Origin of the sequence: Streptomyces sp. BR123 (assembly GCF_013401435.1) — a bacterium.
GTDB lineage: Bacteria > Actinomycetota > Actinomycetes > Streptomycetales > Streptomycetaceae > Streptomyces.
In genome coordinates this window covers 1-4,766 of the sequence record NZ_JACBGN010000417.1, presented here as the reverse complement: position 1 = coordinate 4,766, position 4,766 = coordinate 1, and the positions used below count along the sequence as shown (strand labels likewise).

At 74.3% G+C, this 4,766-nt stretch carries 4 protein-coding genes; 2 read left to right on the top strand and 2 right to left on the bottom strand.

What is annotated here, in order from left to right:
• Positions 1 to 110: 110 nt before the first annotated feature.
• A complete protein-coding gene (locus HYE82_RS34040) occupies positions 111 to 1,007 on the bottom strand; it encodes a proline iminopeptidase-family hydrolase (protein WP_179178083.1) in 897 nt (298 codons plus the stop codon).
• Positions 1,008 to 1,146: 139 nt separating this feature from the next.
• Entirely contained in the window at positions 1,147 to 1,608 is a 462-nt protein-coding gene (locus HYE82_RS34035; protein WP_309144545.1) for a DUF6463 family protein, read from the bottom strand.
• Between the two features lie 501 nt (positions 1,609 to 2,109).
• On the opposite strand from HYE82_RS34035, the gene HYE82_RS34030 reads away from it, so the two are divergent.
• Positions 2,110 to 2,580 (top strand): hypothetical protein, encoded by a 471-nt coding sequence (locus HYE82_RS34030; protein WP_179178082.1) that lies wholly within the window; start codon positions 2,110 to 2,112, stop codon positions 2,578 to 2,580.
• A complete protein-coding gene (locus HYE82_RS34025) occupies positions 2,577 to 3,851 on the top strand; it encodes an MAB_1171c family putative transporter (protein ID WP_309144544.1) in 1,275 nt (424 codons plus the stop codon). Before HYE82_RS34030 ends, HYE82_RS34025 begins: the two co-directional genes overlap by 4 nt.
• Positions 3,852 to 4,766 lie beyond the last annotated feature (915 nt).

Sequence of the window (4,766 nt, the reverse complement as noted above, 5' to 3'; positions counted from 1 at the left end):
GCATACGGGCCACCCGTCCCCCTGAGCCGGCCTGCCGGCACCCCGCGGGGCGGCCCGCACCACCCGGCGTGGTGCGGGCCGCCCCGCGTCCGGTCACACGCCGCGGCGGTCTACGGGTGTCCCGCGTCGCTCTCCACGCGGGAGAGGAACGAGTCCAGCCCGGCCCGGTACCGCTCGGGCTCCTCGGCCGTCGACAGGTGCGCGCTCTCCTCGAAGACCATCCACTGGGCCCCGCGGATCCCCTCCACCAGGGGCTGGACGGCGGCGGGGGTGATCTCGTCGTACCGGCCCGTCGTGACCAGTACCGGCAGGTCGAGCTCGCCGAGGCGCGCGGTGACGTCCCAGTCCTTGAGCGTCCCCGTGACGTTCCACTCGGCGCCGAGCATGGCCGCGTACAACTCCGCGTTGACGGCGCCGGTCGCCTTCGCCACGTGCTCCGGGAGCGGTGTGATGCGGCACATCCAGAGCCGGAAGAACGCGGCCGCGGCCTCCTGGTACTCCGGGCTGCCGGTGGTCCCGGCGGCCTCGTGCCGGGCGAGTGTCTCGCGCACCGCGGCCGGGAGGCGCTCCATCAGGCGCCGCACCTCCGAGGCGAGCAGCGGGACGCTCGCGCTGGTCCCGGCGAGGATCAGGCTCTCCAGGCCCGGCGGGCGCCGCAGCGCGTATTCGAGGGCGAGCATGCCGCCCCAGGAATGGCCGAAGAGGTGGATCCGGTCGAGCCCGATCCCGTCGCGGACGGCGCCGACCTCCTCGACGAAGGTGTCCGGCGTCCACTCCGCCGGGTCGTCGAGGGGATCCGAACGCCCGCAGCCCGCCTGGTCGTAGTAGACGACGGTACGGCCGAGGGAGGTCATGTCGTCCAGGTCGGTGAGGTAGCCGTGCGGCACTCCGGGCCCGCCGTGCAGCACCAGCAGAGGCGGCCGCCCCTGCTCGGCGGGCCAGGGTCCGGCGATCCGGTACCAGGTGCGCCGGCCCCTGAAGGGCACGGTCCCTTCGCTGATCTCCACGGCGCCTCCAGCCGCTCGGGGGCCCCATCCTCGGCGCAGCCCGCCCCTCGGGCCCGGCGGCGCGCCGCCGGGCGCCCCGGGCTCACCCGGGGGCTGCCGCCCGGAGTCACCCCGGAGCCACCCGGGAGGCATCCAGGGCTCAGCCCGAGCCGGCCTCGGGGCCGGCCGCCCCGCGCCGCGCCGCGAGGACGACGAGCACACCGGCGACGGTCCCGGCGAAGTAGGGGGACGGGACCAGCAGGACCCCGCCCAGCACGCACCAGGCGGCAATTCCCCACCCCATGGCGGCGGGCACCGCCACCCCGCGCCCGGCGAGGTGCCACATCAGGCAGCCGAGGAGGACCAGGGGCACGGCGAAGCTTCCCGGACCGGCCCAGAAAGTGAGCCGGTTTTCCAGGGACTCCACGGTCGGGCCGGCACCCCCCTCCACGAGGGCGAGCGGGACGGCGGCCCAGATGCCCCGGTCCGCCCATCCGGCGATGTCCTCCCAGGCGGCGAACGCCAGCAGGGTCAGGTGCCCCGCCCCCAGCCCGATCAGGATCCCGCTCGCCCAGCGGACCAGCCGCTTCCCGGCGTGGGTGGTTTCTGTACGTCCCGGCACGACGGGCCTCCCCGTTTCCATACGGCACCGTATAAATGATGTGTACGGTAGCGTACAGCGCCGGGTGCTCCAGGGAAACCGCACACCGGCGGCCCTGCGACGGACCGGCGCCCGGCGGTCCGGCTGCGGCGGCGCGGCGTTCCGGCCAATCCCGCGCGGCCGCCCGCCCGCCGGTGCGGGAGCCGGGACCGCAGCCGGCGTCGCGGCCGCCCCAGCCGCCTCCGCGAACCAGGCGGCATTTGCCGGGAGTCCTGTCGCCCGCACCCGAAATCCGGTACGCGGTGCGGGAATTCCGCCCGTACCGCCCGAAGTCCCCCTGGCTGAATCGAACTCGCCCCGGCCGGTGGCGAGTTGTCGCTGTGGCATCATGGCCGCGTCGTCTGCTCGGAGATGGGGATGAAGATACCTGGCGCAGGATTACCGACTTCGGAGGGCAGACTGCTCAGACGCCGGCTCAAGCAGGTCCGCCGCACGTGCGAGGCGCGGATCGCGGAGTGGGGCATGGAGCAGGGATTCGGAATCGACGAACTCCACCGGTATTTGTGCGCGCGGCGCGGGCGCCCGATCCATCTGATTCCGACCTCATTCCCGGACCGCCATCTGTTCGGGATCTGGCTGAAGCTGGACGAATTCGACATCGTCGCCTTCGAGAAGTCGGCCTCCCCGGCGCACAAGGAACACATCATCGCCCACGAACTCGCCCACATCGCCTTCGACCACCAAGGCCCCGTACAGCTGAGCCAGGACGATTCGAGCCGCCTGCTGTCCGACGTCGACCCGGCGGCGGTACGCGGCCTGCTGAAGCGCTCCCGCTACAGCGACGACGAGGAACAGGAGGCGGAGACCCTGGCATCACTGCTGCTGTCCCGCGCCGGCCGGCGCTGGGTTGAGCCCGCCTGGAGCGCTCCGGCCGAAGCCGCCGACGTCGTGGCCCGGATCGAACTCGGCCTCGGCCGTACGGACCAGCCGTGACGGCGCTCTACACGGCACTGGCGTGGATCTGCACCTTCGTCGGCCTCGCCGCCTTCGCCTACCGGCTGCCCGACCTGCGCCGTCGGCCGCGCGACACCGCCCTGTGGGCGCTGTGCGTCTACTTCCTCTGCTCCGGCATCAGCTTCCTCGTCGACCTGGACCTGATCCGGCTGAAGATCTCCGCCTTCCTCGGCCTGCCGAACATCACCTCCCTCATCACCCAGGTCGCGGTCGTGGTGCTCACCGCCGCCCAGCAGGTCGTGCTCGTCCACTGGTCGGCGCCGCCCGCCGAGGCCCGCCGCAGGAGCCGCCGCCGCGTGCTGTTCTACGCCGCGGCGCTCGCCGCCCTGGTCACGGCCTCGTTCCACGTCGGCCCCGTCGCCAAGTCCGAGACGGCCACGTCGACGATCCTGCTCAGCATCCAGGACGGCCGATACGCCCTCTACATGTCCGGCTACCTGCTGATCTGCGCCATCGGCCAGTGGGAGACCGTGCGGCTGTCGCTGCGCTTCACCCGGGTCGCCAACCGCCAGTGGCTCGTCGTCGGCATGCGCACGGTCACCGTCGGCGCGAGCCTCATCCTGGTCTACTGCGTGACCCGCGGCATCCAGATCGCCGGCACCCGGCTGCACTTCGACGGAGCCGCCCTCGACCCCGTCCAGTGGACCTGCGGCAGCGTCGGCGCCCTGCTCCAGGTCACCGGCTGGACCATCCCCTCGTGGGGCATCCACCTCACCCGGGCCCGCGGCTGGATCCGCAGCTACCGCGCCTACCTCCGGCTCCGGCCCCTGTGGCAGGCCCTGCACCGGGCCACGCCCGACATCGCCCTCGACCCGCCCCGCTCCTGGCCGCGCGACCTGCTGCCGCCCCGTGACCCGCACTACAGCCTCTACCGCCGCGTGGTCGAGATCCGCGACGGCCAGCTGATGCTGCGGGCCGGGCTCTCCCAGGCCGAGTTCTCCAGGGTCGCCCGCTCCCTGGGCCTGCCGGAGGACCCGACCACCCCCCTCGGCGAGGCCCTGCAGCTGCGGGCCGCCGTGGACTGCCCGACCACCCCGAGCGCCGAGCCGTCCGAGCCCTCCGACATGCCCGCCCGGCCCCCGTACGAGGACTTCCGCGCCGAAGTGGCCTGGCTGACCGAGGTCGCCGCCGCGTTCCGCTCCCTCGGCCGCACGGGAACGCGTACGGGCGCCGGCAGCGGCAGCGGCACGGACACCGGAACCGGAACCGATACCGACACCGGCACCGGTCCGCGGACCGTGACCCGGTGAGCCGCGCCGCCCTCCGTGCGGTCGAGCGGCTCGTGGCCCTGGACGCGCAGCACGGCGCCACGGCCGCGGTCCCCGCCGCCCGGGCCGCCGTACGGGAATTCCCCGAGCTCACCGCCACCCCCGGCAGCATGCCCACCCGGCACCGGGACCGCGACCGGTCGGCCGCCCTCGCCGAACTGTGCGAGGTCATCGGCTGGATCCTCTTCGACGCCGGCCGCTACGGGCCCGCCCACGCCGCCAACCGGCAGGCGCTCCACCTCGCCCACCTCGCCGGGGACCACTGGACCGCCCGCCTCGTCCACCTCAACCACGCCATGCTCCAGACCCACACCGGCCGGGCCCGCGCCGCGCTCGACACCGTCGCCCGGGTGCCCGGCGCCCGGCCGCTGCCCGCCCGGGTCCACAGCCTCACCCTGATCCGCCGCGCACACGCGACCGCGCTGCTGGGCGCCCGCCGCGCGCCCCTGGACCTCATCGACCGGGCCCGCAGCCGCTTCCTCGACGGGGTCTCCCCCCACGACCCGCACTGGGCCTGGTGGATCGACGAGACCGAGCTGACCGGCCATCAGGGCTGGGTGGAAGCCCGGCTGGGCCGATGGAACCGGGCCATTCCGCTGCTGCACCGGGCCGCGACCGCCCCCGGCCCCTCGTACCGGCACCTGTTCACGGCCCAGCTGCTGTCCGCGCTGGCCGGCGCCGGCGCCTGGACCGAGGCCGAGCAGCTGATCACCGACCTCGCCCCCCGGGCCGCCGGCATCGGCTCGGCCCGCACCACCGAAACACTCGGCAGGACGGCCGAGGCTCTGTGCCGCACCGCCGGAGTCCCCCCGCCCCTGCGCGACGCGGCCGTCCACCTGCGGGCCGCCCTGCCCGCCCGCTGTCTCTTATACACAACTGACGCTGCCGACGACGCTC

Bases quoted from the DNA above. Each gene is read 5' to 3' on its own strand.
- HYE82_RS34030 (WP_179178082.1), top strand. From the start codon at position 2,110: ATGGAGCAGGGATTCGGAATCGACGAACTCCACCGGTATTTGTGCGCG.